Annotated in this window: 18 protein-coding genes; all 18 read left to right on the plus strand. The window is 55.2% G+C overall.

The window, feature by feature from the left end:
- Nucleotides 1-290 precede the first annotated feature (290 nt).
- Nucleotides 291-434 (plus strand): 50S ribosomal protein L34, encoded by a 144-nt coding sequence (rpmH, locus tag VNM72_14875; GenBank protein HXF06677.1) that lies wholly within the window; start codon nucleotides 291-293, stop codon nucleotides 432-434.
- 132 nt (nucleotides 435-566) lie between these two features.
- On the plus strand, nucleotides 567-932 hold the full coding sequence (rnpA, locus tag VNM72_14880) for a ribonuclease P protein component (GenBank protein ID HXF06678.1): 366 nt from the start codon (nucleotides 567-569) through the stop codon (nucleotides 930-932).
- Nucleotides 929-1,207: a membrane protein insertion efficiency factor YidD gene (gene yidD, locus VNM72_14885; protein HXF06679.1), complete on the plus strand. Its 279-nt coding sequence runs from the start codon at nucleotides 929-931 to the stop codon at nucleotides 1,205-1,207. Before rnpA ends, yidD begins: the two co-directional genes overlap by 4 nt.
- A gap of 4 nt (nucleotides 1,208-1,211) precedes the next feature.
- Entirely contained in the window at nucleotides 1,212-2,960 is a 1,749-nt protein-coding gene (gene yidC / locus VNM72_14890; protein HXF06680.1) for a membrane protein insertase YidC, read from the plus strand.
- Complete coding sequence (gene mnmE / locus VNM72_14895; protein HXF06681.1) at nucleotides 2,957-4,378, plus strand: tRNA uridine-5-carboxymethylaminomethyl(34) synthesis GTPase MnmE; 1,422 nt, start codon at nucleotides 2,957-2,959, stop codon at nucleotides 4,376-4,378. The genes yidC and mnmE overlap by 4 nt, the downstream gene beginning before the upstream one ends.
- Entirely contained in the window at nucleotides 4,375-6,267 is a 1,893-nt protein-coding gene (gene mnmG / locus VNM72_14900) for a tRNA uridine-5-carboxymethylaminomethyl(34) synthesis enzyme MnmG (GenBank protein HXF06682.1), read from the plus strand. The genes mnmE and mnmG overlap by 4 nt, the downstream gene beginning before the upstream one ends.
- Nucleotides 6,254-6,886, plus strand: a complete 633-nt coding sequence (gene rsmG / locus VNM72_14905) for a 16S rRNA (guanine(527)-N(7))-methyltransferase RsmG (protein HXF06683.1) — start codon at nucleotides 6,254-6,256, stop codon at nucleotides 6,884-6,886. The genes mnmG and rsmG overlap by 14 nt, the downstream gene beginning before the upstream one ends.
- A 95-nt stretch (nucleotides 6,887-6,981) precedes the next feature.
- Complete coding sequence (locus VNM72_14910; protein ID HXF06684.1) at nucleotides 6,982-7,767, plus strand: AAA family ATPase; 786 nt, start codon at nucleotides 6,982-6,984, stop codon at nucleotides 7,765-7,767.
- Nucleotides 7,736-8,596 carry a ParB/RepB/Spo0J family partition protein gene (locus tag VNM72_14915; GenBank protein ID HXF06685.1) on the plus strand — a complete coding sequence of 287 codons (861 nt, stop codon included), beginning with the start codon at nucleotides 7,736-7,738 and terminating at the stop codon, nucleotides 8,594-8,596. Before VNM72_14910 ends, VNM72_14915 begins: the two co-directional genes overlap by 32 nt.
- Complete coding sequence (locus VNM72_14920; GenBank protein ID HXF06686.1) at nucleotides 8,593-9,000, plus strand: polymer-forming cytoskeletal protein; 408 nt, start codon at nucleotides 8,593-8,595, stop codon at nucleotides 8,998-9,000. Before VNM72_14915 ends, VNM72_14920 begins: the two co-directional genes overlap by 4 nt.
- Nucleotides 9,001-9,015: 15 nt before the next feature.
- Nucleotides 9,016-9,198: a hypothetical protein gene (locus VNM72_14925; protein ID HXF06687.1), complete on the plus strand. Its 183-nt coding sequence runs from the start codon at nucleotides 9,016-9,018 to the stop codon at nucleotides 9,196-9,198.
- Between the two features lie 1,171 nt (nucleotides 9,199-10,369).
- Complete coding sequence (gene dnaA, locus VNM72_14930) at nucleotides 10,370-11,764, plus strand: chromosomal replication initiator protein DnaA (protein HXF06688.1); 1,395 nt, start codon at nucleotides 10,370-10,372, stop codon at nucleotides 11,762-11,764.
- Nucleotides 11,765-12,040: 276 nt separating this feature from the next.
- Entirely contained in the window at nucleotides 12,041-13,171 is a 1,131-nt protein-coding gene (dnaN, locus tag VNM72_14935; protein ID HXF06689.1) for a DNA polymerase III subunit beta, read from the plus strand.
- 83 nt (nucleotides 13,172-13,254) lie between these two features.
- Nucleotides 13,255-14,109, plus strand: a complete 855-nt coding sequence (locus VNM72_14940; protein ID HXF06690.1) for a pirin family protein — start codon at nucleotides 13,255-13,257, stop codon at nucleotides 14,107-14,109.
- Nucleotides 14,110-14,197: 88 nt separating this feature from the next.
- Nucleotides 14,198-15,085: a 3'-5' exonuclease gene (locus VNM72_14945; protein ID HXF06691.1), complete on the plus strand. Its 888-nt coding sequence runs from the start codon at nucleotides 14,198-14,200 to the stop codon at nucleotides 15,083-15,085.
- A complete protein-coding gene (locus VNM72_14950) occupies nucleotides 15,082-15,471 on the plus strand; it encodes a hypothetical protein (protein HXF06692.1) in 390 nt (129 codons plus the stop codon). The genes VNM72_14945 and VNM72_14950 overlap by 4 nt, the downstream gene beginning before the upstream one ends.
- Before the next feature lie 269 nt (nucleotides 15,472-15,740).
- Nucleotides 15,741-17,537 (plus strand): amidohydrolase, encoded by a 1,797-nt coding sequence (locus VNM72_14955; GenBank protein ID HXF06693.1) that lies wholly within the window; start codon nucleotides 15,741-15,743, stop codon nucleotides 17,535-17,537.
- 237 nt (nucleotides 17,538-17,774) lie between these two features.
- On the plus strand, nucleotides 17,775-18,573 hold a 799-nt coding region (locus VNM72_14960), incomplete at its 3' end, for a DPP IV N-terminal domain-containing protein (protein ID HXF06694.1).

Consider the following 18,573-nt stretch of genomic DNA (forward strand, 5'->3'; position numbering starts at 1 on the left):
GGCCATCGTAGTCCAGCCGGGCGAAGTCGGAGACGACCCCGTGCAAGACATGATCGAGGTGCTGACGTCCTTCCGTGTCCGCCTCGACGAGGCACCGGTCGGCCCGGAACAAGACAAGGGGGATCCTGGAGGTCACCCAGCGTGAGGCTTAAGCGCACCTTCCGCTTAGAATCGCTCCGAGGGGAGGTCATTTGTCCGGGGTGTCTCGGAAGTGTGCTGGTTGACACCCTCGGAGGGGTCTAGTATTCTGTTGGCTTTCGGAAAACGACTCCGTTTCGCAGGAAGGAGAAATGAAACGCACATATCAACCAAACAATCGGCGGCGCGCAAAAACGCACGGCTTCCGCATTCGCATGAGGACCAAAGGCGGGCGCGACGTTTTGCGCCGTCGGCGTCGCAAGGGACGCTATCGGCTCACGCCCGAGCATTACTAGGAAATGCGACACGGGCGAGCGAAACTGCGAATGATTTTTGCCGGAGCCACGAAGATACGCTTTCTGCTGAATAGGCCGTGCGCCGGTAGTGCTCTCCTCGCCTGACGCAGGTAACTGGGCCAATGCGGAGACATGCCCGATGAGCGGTTCACAAAAGCCGAACGGCTCCGTAAACGACCGGAATTTCGCCAGGTCTACGCGGCAGGACGGCGCTACAATCTCCCCCTGTTCACTGTCTTTGCTCTTCCCACGCCGCGGGGAAAGACACGGTTAGGCGTGACCGTGACGAAGAAAATTGGCCGAGCGGTCAAACGCAATCGCGCCAAGCGGCTGATTCGGGAAGTCTTCAGAAGAAACAAAAACCGCATCGGAGGATCATTCGATCTGGTCGTCAACGTCAAGGACAAACTGATCGAAGCGACCTATCGGGAGGTGGAAGCCGATTTTCTCACCTTCATCGCTCGCTTGCGGAAAGACTATCGCAGCGAAGTCTCATGACGCGCCTTGCTCTCATCCTGTTGAGACTCTATCAATACGCGGTATCGCCGCTTCTGCCGCCGTCATGTCGCTTTTTTCCGAGCTGCTCGGAGTATACCTATCAGGCGATCCGACGCTTTGGTATAGCGAGAGGAAGCTGGCTGGGTCTTCGCCGGCTGTTGCGCTGTCATCCGCTGTGTCCTGGTGGTTATGATCCGGTCCCGGAGCGGGTACCACCGCTTTGGCGGCGGAATCTTCGGAAGAATTTGGTAACGCCCCTGGCGGGCACTGAATAAGTCTATGGAGAAACGAGTCCTCATTGCCTTCTTGCTCTCAACCGCGATTCTGGCGGTATGGTATTACTTTTTCACGCCGCCTGCTCCAAAACCCACCACACCCACAACGGGGCAGCAGGACAAACCATCTCCGCCTCGCTCGCCGGAAACACCTGCGGCGAGTGGTGCGCCATCGGTGGGGAGCATCTCGCCATCAGTTGAAATTCCCGAACGTGACATTCGGATTGAAACTCCGCTCTGGCGTGCGACCTTCACCAACCGAGGGGCCGTCGCCAAAAGCTGGTCCATCACCCACCTTCTCAACGGAAAACGCGTCCTCGGTGATGATCGTCAGCCGCTCGAACTGGTTCCCCAGACTCCCGATGTGGTGGAAAAACTAGGTCGTCCCTTTGCTCTCATCGCATCGGACGAGGCGATCACCCGCCTGCTCCAGAAGAGCACCTACGAGATCTCACCGGACACACCCCTGATTCAAATCGGGGAGAATGAGACCCGGCGGGTGACATTCACCTACCGGAACGACGCCGCTCAACTGGAAGTGATCAAAACGCTCACCTTTTACGGCAATCGCTATGATTTTGAGCTGGCGCTCGACGCCAAATATCGCGGCCAGCCACTGCCGCTTGAGCTGGTGATCGGTCCGAGCTTTGGCGATCAGAGCATCAAGAAGATTGATTCCTACACCAAGACCCCTCCTCTGGTCGTCGCCTATCAGAACGAGGACGCCGAGCGCATCCGACCGGAAAGTGTGCCCTCACAGCCTCTGACCGGTTCGATTCGATGGGCGGGAGTTGAGGACAACTACTTCGCTCTCGTCGCCATTCCCCCTCAACCGCTTGCGCACGTGAAAGTCACCGGCACCACCATCAAAGAGAGGATTGATGACGAAGAGATAGAACGTCACTTCATCGCGGCGACTCTTCCCTTCCCTCCGGCTCAACGCTATCGCTTTTTCGCTGGGCCGAAGGATTTGCGGGCGTTGCGCACCCTGGATCAGCAACTGGGTGGAGTGGGGCTCGAAAGCGTCATTAACTACGGGGCTTTTGCCTTTATGGTGAAGCCGCTCCTGCAATGGATCTTGGTTCCCGCGCTTCATGCGACGCATCGGTTCAGCCAGAACTACGGTGTTGACATCATCCTCATCACCTTCGTCATCAACATGTTTTTCTTCCCTCTCCGTCGCACGAGCACCATCAAGATGCGCAAGGCTGTTGCCATGCAGCCGCGCCTGCGCGAACTGCAGGAGAAAATGAAAGGGCTGAAAAAGACCGATCCGAAGTTTCAGGACCTTCAGATGGAACAGCTCAGGCTCATGCGCGAGGCCAATCCGTTTAGCGGATGCCTGCCGCTGCTTCTGCAGTTGCCGATCTTCTGGGCATTTTTCATCCTTTTGACCGTTTCCCTGGAGTTGCGCCAGGCCCCCTTCTTCGGCTGGATTGATGATCTTTCATCGCCCGACCGGTGGCATGTGTTGCCCATCGCTATGTGCCTCTCGATGATCGCATCGAGTCTCATCATGCCGCAGCCGACCGGTGATCAGCAGCAAAAGGTGCAGCGGTTCATGATGGCCTATCTGATGCCGATTCTGCTGACCTACTTTTTCTTCTGGCGCGCGCCGAGCGGCCTGGTCCTTTACTGGATGTTCAGCAACATCGTCACCATTGCCCAGCAGTACTTCATCAACCGGATGCTCGGCAGCCCGGCTGCTGCCCCCGATAAAGAGAAAGTCGCCAAGCCTGCCGTTTCATCATGACCGATGACGCTCTCTCGCGTCAGACTGAGCATCGTTCGCCAGCTCCCGCAACTCAGGATACAATCGTTGCTCTCTCCACCCCGATGGGGCGCAGCGGTCTGGGCGTCGTCCGGCTGAGCGGCCCACGCGCCCTGGCCATTACATGTCAGTTGTTTCGTCCCAAAGCGGCCCCTTCGCTGACTCCTCATCGAGCTACCTTTGGCACGCTTCATGAGCCTCAGACCGATGAGCTCGTTGACGAAGCCGTCACCACCTTTTTCCCCGGCCCTCATTCGTATACCGGTGAGGATGTCGTCGAGATCAGTTGCCACGGAAGTCCCGTCATCCTCCGACGCGTCGTTGAACTGGCCCTTGAACTTGGAGCGCGGCTGGCGCGTCCGGGCGAGTTCACCCTTCGCGCCTTTCTCAATGGCCGCCTGGACCTGACCCAGGCAGAAGCCGTCCGCGATCTGATCGAGGCTCAAACAATTTATCAAACCAAGGTTGCCCTGCGACAACTTCACGGCAGCCTCTCGCAGATGCTTCAGCCCCTCAAACAATCCCTCATCCATGCTATCGTTCACCTGGAAACAGCGGTCGAGTTCGCCGATGAAGATGTTACCCCTGAGAGTCGCCCCTCACTCATCGGACGGCTTGACGATCTCCTCACCCACCTGAGCGAGATCGAGAAGACGTTCCGCACGGGCCGCATCGTGCGCGAAGGCATCCAGTTGGCCATCGTGGGGAAACCCAATGTGGGAAAATCGAGCCTTTTCAACCGCCTGCTGGCGAAAGATCGCGCCATCGTGACCGAAATTCCCGGAACAACTCGCGATGCCCTGAGCGAGGCGGCTTCCATTGATGGTATCCCCGTCAACCTCATTGATACCGCAGGAATCCGCCATACCACCGACCGCGTCGAGAGCATCGGCATCACCCGAAGCCGACAGGCTATCGCCGATGCCGATCTCGTGCTCGTCGTTTTGGATGCCTCCCAGCCCCTGGACGAAGACGACCGGACTGTTCTTCATGATACAGCCAAACAGCCACGACTCATCGTGGCCAACAAAAACGATCTGCCGCTCCGGTGGAAAACGGCGGATTTGGAGGCTTGGGGTGTACGCGAACCCCCCATCTCCGTCTCGGCTCTGACAGGAGATGGGCTCGATGCGCTCAAGCAGGAAATTCTGAAAGTCGTCCTGGGTGGCCGCGTCCATCCCGAAGATGTTATACTTACCAACGTTCGGCACCACCGCTTGATCGTTGAGGCGATGGAGGCTGTGCGAAGGGCAGTTCGGGCGTTGAGCGAAGGTTACTCGGAAGAAGTTGCTCTGGTTGGACTTCACGATGCCCTGCGCGCGCTGGGTGAAATCACTGGCGAGGTCACGGTTGAGGACATCCTTGATCAGATCTTCTCAACATTCTGCATCGGAAAATGAATCGTTGGTTTGATCAGGACTTCGACGTTATCGTCGTGGGAGGGGGTCACGCCGGCTGCGAAGCGGCCCACGCGGCAGCTCGCATGGGATGCCGGACGGCACTGGTAACTCTTGATGCCACACTCATCGCCCAGATGTCCTGTAATCCCTCGATCGGCGGGATCGCCAAGGGACATCTCGTCCGCGAAATTGATGCCTTGGGTGGACTCATGGGCATTGTTACCGATCGGATCGGAATTCACTTCCGCGTCCTCAATCGAAGTCGAGGCCCGGCCGTTCAGGCTCCCCGGGCACAATGCGACCGCGCAGCCTACCGCGAAGAGATGCAACGCTGGCTCCACCAAACCCCCAACCTTGACATTATCGAAGGAGAAGCAGCCGACCTGCTTATCGAGAATAACACGATTCGAGGACTCCAGCTAACCGATGGCCGGCGACTCGCCGCTCAAGCAGTGATTCTGACAACAGGTACGTTTCTCAACGGCCTCATTCATATCGGACGCTTGAGGTTCACGGCAGGCCGGATGAGCGAAAAGCCGTCGCTTAAGCTCGCAGCCTCGCTTCGACAGATTGGTTTTCGGGTGGGCCGACTCAAGACAGGAACCCCCCCACGACTCGATGGTCGCACAATTGACTTTTCTCAGGCCGAACGCCAACCGAGCGATGATCCCCCTCAGCCCTTTTCTTTCACAACGGAACGAATCACACAGCCTCTGGTTGACTGCTTCATCGTCCACACGACGCCGGAGTCGCATGAGGTTATACGACGAAACCTAGAGAAATCAGCACTTTATAGCGGGCAGATCACGGGTATCGGACCTCGCTACTGCCCCTCCATCGAAGATAAGATCGTCAAGTTTCCCGATAAAGAGCGCCATCAAATTTTCCTTGAACCCGAAGGCTATTTCACCGATGAGATCTACCCCAATGGGATTTCATCGAGCATGCCCGTTGAGGTTCAGCTCGAATTTGTGCGCTCAATCCCCGGACTCGAACGGGCAAAATTTATCAGACCGGCGTACGCTATTGAATATGACTTTGTTGACCCAACCGAACTCTATCCCTGGCTGGAGACCAAGCGCGTGGCCGGACTCTTTCACGCGGGGCAAATCAACGGGACGACCGGCTATGAAGAAGCGGCGGCTCAGGGGATTATGGCAGGCATTAATGCGGCTTTGAAAGTTCGGGGGGAGGATCCGCTTGTGCTCGGCCGATCTCAAGCCTATATTGGGATTCTGATTGACGACCTCGTGACCAAGGGCGTTGATGAACCCTACCGCATGTTCACCTCACGCGCAGAGCTTCGGCTGCTCCTCCGTCACGACAACGCTGACATGCGGCTGACGGAGATCGGATATCGGTTGGGACTGATCTCGCCAGAGCGATATCGCCTTTTTGTGGCAAAACGCCAGAAGCTCGAACGGCTCAAGCACCTCTTCAGCTCGATTCGATTGGGGCCGACGACGCCAGGTTATGACCGCTTCTCTTCCCTCACGGGCATCTGCCTGAACGAACCGGTTTCACTGGCACAGTTGATTCGTCGTCCCGAGGTTCAGAGTTGGCATATTCTTCCCCTCTTGCCCGACTCACTCCGGATGGAACTCCGAGACGGTGAGCTTGATGTCGCGGTGAACGATTTGAAATACGAGGGGTACATTGAAAGTCAGCGGCTTCTGGCGGAAAAGCTTGAGCGACTGGAGGCGCGACGGATTCCTGAGGACCTGAACTTTGCCGAGATACCGGGACTATCACGGGAGATGCGAGAGAAACTCACCCGCGTCCGTCCCTGCACCCTGGGGCAAGCTCAGCGCATTCCGGGCGTAACGCCAGCCGCGATCGCCATCTTAAACCTCCATCTCGACCTGAGATCCCGACGTGAGAAGAAGTGAGAGAGAACGGGAGTTTGTCGAACACCTTGTTCGGCTTGCTCCACATTTTGGGCTTGAACTTTCGGCTGAGGTTCTCGAGAAACTGGCGTCTCACTACAGCTTGATTCTCCGATGGAATGAAAGGGTGAACTTGACTTCAACCCTTGAGCCGGCAGAGATCGCTCAGTTTCACTATCTGGAGTCGCTTTATGGGGCGACGCTGCTAAAGGCCGAACATGTCGTAGACATTGGTTCGGGGGCAGGATTTCCCGGATTAGTGATGGCCGTCTTTTGGCCAGAACTCAAGGTCACGCTCATTGAGAGGAATCGGAAGCGGGCCGTTTTTCTTCAGGAAGCGCTCTTTAAGCTTGGACTCGCACGGGCGAATGTTTTTTTCGGGTGCTATCAAGAATATCCGAGCAGAGACTTTGATGCCGTAACCTGTCGTGCTCTTGATCGAATGCGCCAGGAACTTCCGTCCCTTCTTCGCTTTGGCTCATCCACCCGTCAGATTCTCATATTCGGCACGCCGGTGCTGGCCTCCTGGGTCGAAAAGGCCGCGCAAGGGAATTGGACGGTGAGCCGGTACAAGATTCCTCTGTCTCGTGAACGAATCCTGACGATCCTCCATCGGAATTGACCCTGTTCCACGTGGAACATGAGAAAAATTCTGCTTTCCTTTCCCAGCAATTTGTGCTATCTTGTGGAAAAATTCTGGCCGTGGGAGCACCCTTTATGGGGAAGATCATTGCTGTCGCGAACCAAAAAGGGGGAGTTGGCAAGACAACAACGGCCGTCAATCTAGCCGCCTCGCTCGCCCTCCAGGGCCTACCTGTATTGCTCGTGGACATTGATCCACAAGCCAATGCGACCTCCGGTCTGGGCCTCAAGCGCGGGACGCTCACCAAATCAATGTATCACGTCCTCATCCTCAATGAGCCAATTCGTCACGTTATCGTCAACACAGCCATTGAAAAACTCTCTGTAGCACCGGCAGAGAGAAACCTCACGGGAGCGGAAATCGAATTAATCGAAGTGGACCGGCGTGAGTTTCGCTTGCGCGAAGTCCTTCAGCCCATTTGCGATGATTATGAGTTCATCCTCGTTGACTGCCCCCCCTCACTCGGTCTGCTCACGCTGAATGCTCTCACCGCAGCCCACTCCGTCCTCATCCCCATCCAGTGCGAGTACTATGCCCTTGAAGGAGTCTCCGAGTTGTGGGATACCCTCATCCGCATCCGTCGAAATCTCAACCCAACACTCTCAATCGAAGGATTCCTCCTGACGATGCACGATGAACGAACCAACCTCTCCAACCAGGTCATGGCTGATTTGCGGGACTTCTTAGGCTCACAGGTCTTCAAGACCGTTATCCCACGGAATGTGCGACTCGCTGAAGCACCAAGTCATGGCAAACCCGCTATTTTATACGATAGCAAATCGCGCGGAGCTGAGAGCTATCTCAATCTCGCCAAGGAGGTCCTCAACCATGACAAGAAAGGCACTGGGGAAGGGGCTTAGTGCCTTACTGGGTGACGCTAAGCCACCTGAAGAACGACTCGTAGAACTCGACATTGACCTTATTGATCCCAATACCCACCAACCACGGACCCGCTTCAGTGAGGAGAAATTACAGGAGCTTGCCGCCTCGATTAAAACCAATGGAATCGTTCAACCCGTTATCGTTCGCCGTCAAGGCCTGCGCTATCAGCTTATCGCGGGTGAGCGCCGATGGCGAGCAGCTCAGCTTGCCGGCCTGAAAAAAATCCCAGCCGTCATTCGTGACGTCGCCGATAATCAACTCCTTGAACTCTCACTTATTGAGAACATCCAGCGCGAAGACCTTAACCCGATAGAGGAAGCCCATGCCTATCAGCGTCTCATCGAGGGACTGAAGCTCACCCAGGAGGAAGTCGCCCAACGCGTCGGCCGTGACCGATCCTCTGTGACAAACTATTTGAGGCTTCTCAAGCTCCCGCAGGAAATCCAAAAGCTCGTCGAGGATGAAAAACTCTCCATGGGGCACGCTCGTGCCTTGCTCGCTTTGCCATCGCCCCAGATGCAAAAACATGTCGCCTCGGAGATCCTCTCACGAAGCCTCTCGGTCCGTGAAACAGAACGAATGATCCAGCGCCTTCTGACACCCGGGAGCAAAAGGAAGACGACTTCTAGCCAGATTAGCGATCCCAACATCCGAGCCGCCGAGGAGAAACTCTGCCGATGGCTGGGAACCAAAGTGAGGATTATCCCCAATGGAAGAGGTGGGCGCATTGAAATTGAATATTACTCGGATTCGGATCTTGATCGAATCTTCAATCTTATCCTTCACAAAGGAGTAGCAGACAAATGAAATTCCGCAAAACCAAGCCAGTGGAAGTACGCGGTTTCTTAGACGAGGGAACTGAGGTGATCGGCGACTTGAAGTTTTCAGAAGTACTTCATCTGCATGGCCGTATCAAAGGTAAAGTATTATCCGACGGTGAAATTGTCGTTGGAGAGAAGGGAATTATCGAAGGCGATGTTGAAGTGGGCGTCCTTACTCTGGGTGGGACACTCATTGGCAACATCATTGCCAAGCAAAAAGCCTACTTCCTCAGCACGGCCAAGGTTCGCGGCGATGTCTGCACTCCAATACTGCGCGTTGACGAAGGGGCGAGCTGGGAGGGGTCCATCACAACTAGTAGAAAAGACGACCGCCAGGAAAGCAAGCCGCACATTCGCGCGGCCGCCGCTGACCTTGAGACTGTTCGTTAAAAGGGGATAGGCACTATGGAAGAAACCAAAACACCAGTAGAACAACCCGATCAGGACATTAGCTACCACGCCGTTGAGAAAGACGGCGAAATTACGGCCATCTGGGAAATGAGAGGCAGAAAGCACATTCGAACTATTGATCCCAAAAGCGCCGAAGGGCGCCGAATTCTAGAAACATATAAACCGACAGAAAAATAGGCCTGCCTGCCCAGTGCCAAATCATTAACAGGCGTACTGCGTTACGACTTCCCTCCATCCTGCAAGGGGCAGGAGGAGGAATTACTGCCCGCTTCTTAAGCCTAAAAGGGAACGTGTCACAAGTTCCTGAAAACATAGACGATGGGACTGACTTCGGTACTCTGAGGTGGAGATGGTAGGGTATTTTTCGGCTCGTGGACGGGCGGATTTTCGAGTTCTGATCACATACCATTTTTTGCAAAAGTCAAGAGGCATTGCGCCGATAAAGCTGAGGACACTGCCTGAGGGGACTGTCTAGTCCCTTGGGGCCGGGAAAAATTTCAGCATTTTGGGTTTCCAGGATCCATCCGAATGTGGAGCGGGGACGAGCAGGCGGCCCAAGGGGGGACAGGAAGTGAAGTTCGCGTGAGCGTCAGCCGATAGGTCGCCCCTCTTCGGGGCCTTAGGGGGAATGGGCGAGTGCCGCTGTCCTAAGATTCTTCACAGGCTCAACACGGTAGAGGGTTAATGAACTTGCCACTGGCTGGAGCTTGCCGCCTGCTCAGAGGTGGCTCGATTGTGGATCAGCCTTAACGGGCTGGTCTTTAAGCTTAGTTCCCCATTCGGGAGCTCGAGCAAGCAGGCGGACGGAAATTAACCCGGAGCGAGGACAGGCAAGCCCTTTGAGAAGGGAGCGTCGCATCTTTGCCTCCAAGTCCGCGAAGCGGGCAGCCAAATCTCGCTCGGGGTGAGCGTGAGGAAATGCAAGTTCCCATAATTTCGCCTCAAGCCCGCGCGAGCGGACAGCTCGACCCAACCAGGACGACGGCAACAGGCTTTATTTCTGAACTAGCCGCGTAACTCTTCCGAAAAAGAACACCTCACCGTAACGAGCTTTTCGGGCTCCAACGAAGGGTGCTCAATACCCTCCCAGGGCCCAAAATTTTTCCTGTGGATTTTTCTTGCCAAAGGACCAATTTTGTGATAGTCTTTGGGCGGTTTTCAACAGGATAAGCTGTTGAACAAAATGAACTTATACATTTTAAGCGTGATTTAAAGTCGAAATTTTTGAGGTTGTGGAAATTCTGTGGAAAACACTTCTTAGTCTTTAAGACTCAAGGCTGTCATTGGCCTAGAATGAAATGGCGTTTTCAATCTTAGAGACGAGAGCTAAGGCCAGGGAGTAGGGCTTATGGCGACAAACATCCGGGAGTCACTTCTGTCGGCAATTGAAAAGAGAGTCAACCATCAAAGCTTCACGACTTGGTTCTTACCTCTTGTTTTTCAAGATGTTAAGGATAACACCATCATCATTGAAGCACCCAACAGCATGTTTCGTGATTGGATCATGGATAACTACCTCGAAACCATTGAAGAATCCCTTCAGGAACTTAATCTGAGCCATTACAAGGTCAAACTGACAACTCGTGGGGAGAGCGAGGTCAACGGGGTGCTTCTCCAAACTGAACCACCTCCAGAGTCACCGGGTGGGAACGGTGAGACGAAATTTAGTCTGGAAACGGAGGAATTTGTCAGGCCGATAGCTCGGTTTGTAGACATTGAACCTGTTGAGCTTCCCCTCAATCCCAAGTATACGTTTGACACGTTCGTTGTGGGATCATCCAACCAGTTTGCCCACGCGGCGGCCATGGCCGTAGCCGAATCCCCATCGAAGGCCTACAATCCTCTCTATATCTATGGGGGAGTGGGGCTGGGGAAGACCCATCTTATGCATGCCATCGGCCATGCGATCAGAGCTCGAAATAAGCATCTGCGCCTCACCTACATCTCTTCTGAACGCTTCATGAATGAGCTTATCAACTCAATCCGTTACGACAAGACCTTGGCTTTCCGGGAGAAGTATCGCAACATAGATGTTTTGCTCATTGACGATATTCAGTTTCTGGCCGGTAAGGAACGGACACAAGAAGAGTTCTTCCACACCTTTAATGCGCTCTACGATGCGCAAAAGCAGATTGTTATCACAAGCGACTGTCCTCCTCGGGAAATTCCGACGCTTGAAGAACGCCTCCACTCTCGCTTCGAGTGGGGATTGATCGCTGATATTCAGCCGCCTGACCTTGAAACAAAAGTTGCCATTCTCAAGCGAAAAGCCGAACAGGAAAAAATCAACCTTCCCGATAGTGTGGCCCTTTTCATTGCAAGCAAGATCAAATCAAATATTCGTGAGCTAGAAGGAGCACTGGTTCGGCTCATTGCCTATTCCTCGTTGACTGGATTGCCGATGAGCATTTCTCTGGCTCAGGAGACGCTTCGAGGAATAATTGATGAAGATGACAAGGCCATCACCATTGAGCTTATCCAGAAAACCGTTGCCGATTACTACGGACTCCGAGTTTCAGATCTGAAATCAAAAAACAACTCGCGTTCCATCGCTGTGCCTCGTCAGATCGCCATGTATCTATGTAAACGAATGACAAAAGCCAGTTTACCCGAAATCGGAAGGGAATTTGGTGGCAAGCATCATACGACTGTTTTGCATAGCATCAATAAGATCAGCGAGTTATACGAACAAAAAGAAGATTTCCACAGAATTATCAACAGCCTAATTGATAGACTTAGATAGACTTATGACACTTTTCCACAGAGGGGGCCTGTGGATGGCCTGTGGAAATTTTAAAATAGTTCCTGGAAGAAAAAGATTTCCACAGATTTTTGAGATTTTCACATTTCGTCCACAGCTTTTTCCACAGGCGGATGGAGGGATAAGCAATTGCTATTTCTATAAGTTAGCCATTTTTTCCACTTTTCCACAAGCACTACTAATTCTACTATCCTTATATATAGGGTTTTAAATCTTAGAGATAGTAAAAAGCGAATCCTTCCTGAGGAGAACACAACGATGATGGAATTCACTGCCAAACGATCTGACCTGCAAAAGGAACTCGGATTGGTTCAATCGGTTGTCGAGCGCAAGCACACGATTCCTATCCTGGCCAACGTCTTGATTGAATCGGACGATCAGGGAGTGAAAATTTCCGGTACCGATCTCGACGTCAGTTTGAGGACGGTTGTCCCTGCTGAGGTGCTCTCGGGGGGGGGTGTAACGGTCGAGGCCCGTAAACTTTACGATATTGTGCGCACGCTTGGAGAGGAAGACGTTCGGTTTCGGGTTGAGGATAACCGTCTGGTGATAAGCTGTGGGCGCTCACGATTTCGATTGGCAACGCTGCCGGTCGAGAATTTTCCTCAATTACCACAGCTAGCGGTTACGGGCGGACTGCAGTTATCGGCAAAGGCTGCCGTTGAAATGGTCGAGCGGACTGTCTTTGCCACCACGCAAGAGGAGTCACGGTATGCCCTTTCGGGAGTTCAAGTAGAGATTGCTCCTGCCGAAGGTGGGGCAGGGCGCGTGAGAATGGTCGCAACCGATGGGCATCGGCTGGCACTCAGCGAAATGACAATAGCTCACGGAACAGTCCTTCCGAGCACGACTTTGATTCCACGAAAGACAATGGTTGAGCTTACGCGCTTGATCAGTGGTGTTGTTGACGAGACCGAGCTTGTGCTCGTGCGCGATGAGAACCATGTTTATTTCAAGCTTGGTTCACGTGAGTTGATCTCGCGAATTCTGACCGGTCAGTTCCCAAACTATGAGATGGTCATTCCGAAGGAGCATGAGAGGCAAGCCGTTGTAAGCGGGGAAGCTTTCTCCGCAGCACTCCGGCGCGTTGCGCTTGTCGCGGATGAGCGAAGTCGCGGTGTCCGTCTGGCCTTCTCTGAGGGGAGAGTGGAACTCACGGCCCGGAGACTGGACGAAGACGAAGAAGCCCGTGAAGACGTTCTCTGCCATTTTACGGGAGAGCCGTTGGAGATCGCCTTCAATAGCACGTATCTCATGGACTTCTTTCAAGTCGCCGGGACCGGAGATGTACGAATCGCGCTCAAGGATGGACAAAGTCCGGCTCTTCTCAGCCCCGAGCAAGGGGAGGGCGTCTACAAGTACGTTGTCATGCCGATGCGGCTTATATAGATCGCTACGGCAGCTTGGTACTTTTTTAGGGGGACGATTGGGTTCGGGGAATCTCGCCCCGAGCCTGATGGAGACAAAGCTAAATGTTGTGGCGGCGAATTGAACGAGTCGTTGACCCGGAGGTTGTCATCGAAGGAGCTGGTGTTCGTCTCCGTCGGAGTATTGGTACAAGGTCGCTGGATCAGCTTGATCCTTTTCTGCTTTTGGATCACTTTGTTTCGACTGACCCACAGGATTACCGGGCGGGGTTTCCCTGGCATCCCCATCGGGGGATGGAAACAGTCACTTACGTCCTTTCCGGTGTTATTCGCCACAGGGACACGCTGGGAAACTCCGGTTCTATTGGAGCGGGAGAAGTTCAGTGGATGACGGCGGGACGGGGCATTTTGCACGAGGAGATGCCCGAGGTGCGCCCGGAGGGAATTGATGGATTTCAGCTCTGGGTGAATCTCCCGGCGCGGCTCAAGATGACGGCGCCCCGGTATCAAAATATTCCGGCGCGTGACATTCCGGAACTTCGGCGAGATGATGGCACGTGCATTCGGGTTATTGCCGGAACGGTGGAAGAGGCGAGGGGACCTATCTCGGGAATTGCTGTGGATCCACTTTATCTCGATATTTTTCTTCCCCCTCAAGCTGTGTTCATTCACCCGATTACGCCCGGCCATAACGCCTTCTCCTACATCTATGATGGTCAGGCTCTATGGGGAGGGGAAGGGGCTTCCTTTTCCTCTCCGCGATTGATTGTATGGGGCGACGGTGAGGCCATCATGGTGCGAACAGAGGAAGGGCCGGTACGGTTCTTGCTCGTGGCCGGTCGGCCTTTGAATGAGCCCGTCGTGCGTTATGGTCCCTTCGTAATGAGCACATGGGAGGAGATCGAAGAGACGCTTCGCGAGCTTCGTGAAGGAACATTTGCCGGTAAAGATAGCGGCTGAAGGTCACCGGCGCACTCTCTGGTGAGGATTTTCGCCAAGAACGTGTGATCTGGATGGAGAACGATGTTGTGTCTGGATTCTCTTTATCGTGGGAGTTGTGTTACACTACGGGCCGATGACAACGACGAGCTTGCTCAACGATCTGGCATTACGCGATGATATTGTTGCTTTGTTGGAACAGAATGATCGCCGGATTCCGATCAGCCTGATCGGTCGTGAGATTTTCCGTTTTCGCAATCCGCGCGTAGCGCACCTGCGGCACCTCCTGCTTCGGTTGTTCGCCGATGATCCCCGCTTGGTGGTACGGGAAGACGACTATCTTGAGCTGTTGCCGGACGAGCGGGAGTTTGCCCCTCTGAGCGCGAGCGAATACATCGTCCTGGATGTGGAAACGACCGGAATGAATCCCCGGATTGATCGGGTGATGGAGATCTCAGCTTTTCGGATTGCCCGGCGTGAACCACGAACTCCTCTCAGCATTACCGATGAGTTCACCACGCTCGTTCACCCGGAACGGGAGATCCCGCCCGCGATTACGTTGATGACCGGGATCACGAACGAAATGGTCGCTCGAGCGCCACGCTTTTGCGAGATCGCCGACGAACTGATTGCTTTCATCGGTTCGCGCGTGATCGTCGCACACAATGCCTCGTTCGACACGAATTTCCTCAACGCCGAGATCGGTCGAATCTACGGTCAACGCTTGGGGAACCTCTGTCTTTGCACGCTCAAACTCAGCCGCTCCCTTTTTCCCGAACTGGCCAACCATAAGCTTCCCACCATTGCCTATTACCTGGGAATCGAGATGGAAAATCATCATCGCGCCCGGGATGATGCCTGGGCGACAGCGAAGATGTTCCTCCGGATGCTCGATCTGCTCGAAGATCGGGGGATCGGGACGGTCTTTGAGGCGATGGAATTTCACCGCAAGAGGTCATCGCGGCGGGCTCTGTCTCGACAGAATCGCTATTTATGAAGGCGTCGGTGCTGGTGGCGGTGACGGACCTCTTTTTCCTCGCGCGGATTCAACGCGTGGCGGAGGAACTCGGGCTCACGGTCGTTCCGGTGCGAAATGTCGCTGACCTTCTGACCTGTGCCCGGAGCGAGCGCCCGGCAGCGATTATTTTCGACCTCATGGATCGGCGAATTGATGCGGAAGCGGCACTTGATGCCATCAAAGCGGATGACCAGCTCAAGGGAATTCCCACCGTTGGATTCTTCGCGCATGTCCATACGGAAGTGAAAGATCGAGCCCGTCGCGCGGGTTGTGATCGCGTGCTGCCCCGATCCGTCTTCATCCCGCAGCTTCCTCACCTTTTGATCGAGATCATCACCTCCGCCGCAGAAGGGCGTGAGCGTTGATCGAGGAGGTTCTGCCCAGAAGCCCGCTTTTTATACCCTCTCAAATTCCTGATCTTTCCCGACTGGGGACGTTCGCCGGACGCGATGCTGTGCTGCTCCTGCCGTCGAAATGACCGGTACTCCGTCTGAAGATCGTTGCAAAAAATGTAGCGCCAGGCGTCCGGCCTGCGTGTGCCCACCAAGTGAAAGGTGTGCGCTACGTTTTCCCGGGGACCTGATGTAAAATACCGCGCTCGCCAGCGACACATTTTTTTCCGGGAGGAGCGATCATGGGGCGACGGGAGAAAAAAGAAGTCGGCAGTTTCGATCCTCGGCACCACTGCCTTCAGGTCCTGAGAAAAACCGTGCGAGCGGTTGGTCGAATGGCAGTGGTCCTGCTGCTGGTGACGACGGCGTTATTTGGCTTCAGTCGGCTGCCCGAGCCGGCAGATCTCGTGCTCATCAATGGAAAGGTGGTCACGGTGGATTCGTCCCGGCCACAGGCCGAGGCCGTTGCCATCCTGGGCGATAAGATCGCTGCCGTGGGGACGACGCGGGAAATCGAAGCTTACATCGGTCCCCGCACGCGGGTCATTGATCTACAGGGGAAGCTGGTGATTCCCGGTTTTATCGAAGGGCATGGACACTTCACCGGGCTCGGTCGGTCGCAGATGATCCTCGATCTGACCCGCGCGCGCTCCTGGGATGAGATCGTCGCGATGGTGGCGGAGGCGGCCAAGAAAGCGAAGCCGGGGGCCTGGATTTTCGGCCGTGGCTGGCATCAGGAGAAATGGACCAAAGTTCCTCAGCCCAACGTGGAAGGCGTTCCTTTGCATCATGAACTGAGCCGCGTCTCGCCTCACAATCCCGTTCTTTTGACGCACGCCAGCGGTCATGCTGCTTTCGTGAATGCCCTGGCTTTGAAACTCGCAGGTATTGATGCCCAAACGCCCGATCCTCCCGGAGGTGAGATCGTCCGCGACAGAAACGGTGAGCCGACCGGAATGCTTCGGGAGCGCGCTCAGGGACTAGTTCAAGCGGCCGTTGCTCGTGCCGAGGCCGAGCGGTCCGCGGAAGAGAGAGAGGCCATACGACGCGAAGAAATTCGTCTCGCCGCCGAGAAGGCTCTGGCCAACGGCGTCACGACATTCCACGATGCCGGATCCTCGTTCCAGACGATTGATCTGTTCAAGAAGCTCGCCGACGAAGGCAAGCTTTCGGTGCGGCTCTACGTCATGGTGCGGGGCGAGACTCTCGAAGAGATGGCCCGGAAGCTGCCGCAGTATCGGTTGATTGGCTACGGGAACGGCTTTTTAACCGTGCGGGCGATCAAGCGACAGATTGATGGAGCGCTCGGCCCGCACGGAGCCTGGCTTCTGGAACCGTACGCCGATCTGCCCACGAGTCGTGGACTGGCGCTCGAATCCATCGAGGAAATCACCCGGACGGCCGAACTAGCACTTGAGCATGGGTTCCAGCTCAACACCCATGCCATCGGCGACCGGGCCAACCGCGAGGTCCTCAATATCTACGAGGCGGTCTTTCGTCGGCATCCGGGCAAAAAGGACCTGCGCTGGCGGATCGAGCATGCTCAGCATCTTCATCCCGATGACATTCCCCGTTTCGCGCGATTGGGCGTAATCGCCTCAATGCAGGGAATTCATTGCACCTCCGATGGACCCTGGGTCATCAAGCGGCTTGGTGAGAAGCGGGCGCGCGAAGGAGCGTATGTCTGGCGAAAGCTCTGGGATGCCGGCGTGGTCGTCACCAATGGAACGGATACGCCGGTCGAAGACATCAACCCCATCCTCAGTTTTTATGCCACGGTGACGCGCCGTCTGGCTGACGGTTCGAGTTTTTTCCCTGAGCAACGTCTCACCCGCGAAGAGGCGCTCAAATCCTACACCCTGAACAACGCCTACGCCGCGTTTGAGGAGAAAATCAAGGGATCGGTCACGCCGGGCAAGCTCGCTGACCTTGTCGTTCTCTCGCGTGACATTATGACCATCCCCGAAGACCAGATTCCGGGCACCGAAGTCATCTACACGATTGTTGGCGGCAAGATCGTCTACTCCCGGCAGAAGTGAGGAGGGGGAGTTCTTCTGCCACGAAGGAATCGTTCATGGAGCGATGACGGCCACCCTGAAACGATGAGAAACACGCACAGATTACCTGACCAACGGATGGGCCAACGAATCTGTGGATCTTTAAGGGGGAGAGGCCGGAGCACACGTGTGGGCTCGCTGGCCTCAAGTCCATGAGCCGGAGGTCGGCGGTGCCAGAGTGCGGAGTTTTCCCATACAGGCTGACTAAGGAGGATCGCTATGAGGCCACGCTTTCTGCTAGGGCTCATCGTGATGGTGAGTTTTCTTGGCTTCACGACGGGCAGTCAGGCGCAGCAAAAGCTGCTCACTCTGGACGATATTTATGATCCGGTCAAGCGGGTGAATTTCAGCGGTTCACCGGCAACAGTGATAGCCTGGCTGGATGAGCATCATTATCTGCTGCGACGAACGGATCCGCAGACGCGTCGGTCGCGGCTCTTGAAGGTCAATGCGCTCAGCGGGGAGGAGCGGCCGTTTTTCGATACTGCCCGGATGGAAGCGGCGTTCGCTCGACTGCCCGGCGTGAGCGCCGAGGATGCCCGGCGCATCGCCGAGCGCACCTCGTTTGTCATGAATCGGACTCGCACGGCAGCCCTCATCAACTTTGCGCACGATCTCTTTTACTACGAATTTGGCAGTGATGTGGCCGTGCGGTTGACCAACACTGCCGATGAGGAACTCGAAGAGGAGTTCAGCCCCGATGGGCGACTCGTCAGCTTCGTGCGCAACTTCAATCTCTATGTGGTCGAGATCGCCACCCAGCGCGAGCGACAATTGACCACCGACGGTCACGCCAAGCTCCTCAACGGGCGGCTCGATTGGGTTTATCAGGAAGAGCTATACGGTCGAGGGAATTTCAAGGGGTATTGGTGGAGTCCCGATTCCACCCGCATTGCCTATCTGCAACTGGATGAATCGCCGGTGAAAGAGTTCGTCGTCGTTGATCACATTCCCTACTACCAGACGGTGGAGGTCACGCCCTATCCCAAGGCGGGGACGCCCAATCCGATCGTGCGGC

Source organism: Blastocatellia bacterium (genome assembly GCA_035573895.1).
Classification (GTDB): domain Bacteria; phylum Acidobacteriota; class Blastocatellia; order HR10; family HR10; genus DATLZR01.

Coding starts and splice junctions, on each gene's coding strand:
- rpmH (HXF06677.1), top strand. CDS start 291: ATGAAACGCACATATCAACCAAACAATCGGCGGCGCGCAAAAACGCAC.
- rnpA (HXF06678.1), top strand. CDS start 567: ATGCCCGATGAGCGGTTCACAAAAGCCGAACGGCTCCGTAAACGACCG.
- yidD (HXF06679.1), top strand. CDS start 929: ATGACGCGCCTTGCTCTCATCCTGTTGAGACTCTATCAATACGCGGTA.
- yidC (HXF06680.1), top strand. CDS start 1,212: ATGGAGAAACGAGTCCTCATTGCCTTCTTGCTCTCAACCGCGATTCTG.
- mnmE (HXF06681.1), top strand. CDS start 2,957: ATGACCGATGACGCTCTCTCGCGTCAGACTGAGCATCGTTCGCCAGCT.
- mnmG (HXF06682.1), top strand. CDS start 4,375: ATGAATCGTTGGTTTGATCAGGACTTCGACGTTATCGTCGTGGGAGGG.
- VNM72_14910 (HXF06684.1), top strand. CDS start 6,982: ATGGGGAAGATCATTGCTGTCGCGAACCAAAAAGGGGGAGTTGGCAAG.
- VNM72_14915 (HXF06685.1), top strand. CDS start 7,736: ATGACAAGAAAGGCACTGGGGAAGGGGCTTAGTGCCTTACTGGGTGAC.
- VNM72_14920 (HXF06686.1), top strand. CDS start 8,593: ATGAAATTCCGCAAAACCAAGCCAGTGGAAGTACGCGGTTTCTTAGAC.
- VNM72_14925 (HXF06687.1), top strand. CDS start 9,016: ATGGAAGAAACCAAAACACCAGTAGAACAACCCGATCAGGACATTAGC.
- dnaA (HXF06688.1), top strand. CDS start 10,370: ATGGCGACAAACATCCGGGAGTCACTTCTGTCGGCAATTGAAAAGAGA.
- dnaN (HXF06689.1), top strand. CDS start 12,041: ATGATGGAATTCACTGCCAAACGATCTGACCTGCAAAAGGAACTCGGA.
- VNM72_14940 (HXF06690.1), top strand. CDS start 13,255: ATGTTGTGGCGGCGAATTGAACGAGTCGTTGACCCGGAGGTTGTCATC.
- VNM72_14950 (HXF06692.1), top strand. CDS start 15,082: ATGAAGGCGTCGGTGCTGGTGGCGGTGACGGACCTCTTTTTCCTCGCG.
- VNM72_14955 (HXF06693.1), top strand. CDS start 15,741: ATGGGGCGACGGGAGAAAAAAGAAGTCGGCAGTTTCGATCCTCGGCAC.